A 782-nucleotide genomic window follows, 5' to 3' on the forward strand; every position below is an offset into this window, starting at 1 on the left:
CCGGCGGAGCGGATCGGGTGGATGGTCGAGGACTCGGCGCCTGCGCTCGTCCTCTGCTCCGAGGAGACGCGGGTGTTGGTTCCGGCCGGGGTGGAGTGCCTGGTGTGGGATCCGTCCGCGGCGGCGGCGCCGGTGCCCACGGCCGTGGTGGGTGCGGATGATGTGGCGTACGTGATCTACACGTCGGGGTCGACGGGCCGTCCCAAGGGTGTGGCGGTGACGCACCGGGGGATCGGGAATCTGGCGGCTGCCCAGATCGGCCGGTTCGAGGTGGGTGCGGGTTCGCGGGTGTTGCAGCTGGCGTCGTTGAGTTTCGACGCTTCGGTGTGGGAGCTGTTCATGGCGCTGCTGTCGGGCGCCGCTTTGGTGATGGCCGATGCCGACAAGCTTCCGCCGAACGGGTCGTTGACCGCGACGGCCGAGGAGTTCGGCGTCACGCATGTGACCGTCTCGCCGTCGGTGCTGGCGACCGTGGAGGAGTTGCCCGACAGCCTCAGTACCGTCGTGGTGGCCAGTGAGGTGTGCCCGCCGGCGCTGGTGGAGAAGTGGGCGCCGGGCCGGCGGATGGTCAATGCGTACGGCCCGACCGAGGTCACCGTCTGCGCGACGATGAGCATGCCCCTGGAGCCGGCCGGTTCGGGCCCGGTGCCGATCGGCCGGCCGATCACCAACACCCAGGCTTTCGTACTCGACGAGCACCTGCGCCCCGTCCCCGAGGGCGTGGCAGGTGAGCTGTACGTCGCGGGCCCCGGCCTCGCCCGCGGCTATCTCGGCCGCCCGGG

General features: G+C 71.2%; 1 protein-coding gene. It reads left to right on the forward strand.

Annotated elements, in window-relative coordinates; all coding sequences use genetic code 11:
- Positions 1–21 precede the first annotated feature (21 nt).
- Positions 22–782: AMP-binding protein (locus tag ACTWP8_RS38200; protein ID WP_443326645.1), on the forward strand; the 761-nt coding region annotated here is incomplete at its 3' end.

The sequence above is a fragment of the Streptomyces sp. 7N604 genome (assembly GCF_052245475.1).
Classification (GTDB): domain Bacteria; phylum Actinomycetota; class Actinomycetes; order Streptomycetales; family Streptomycetaceae; genus Streptomyces.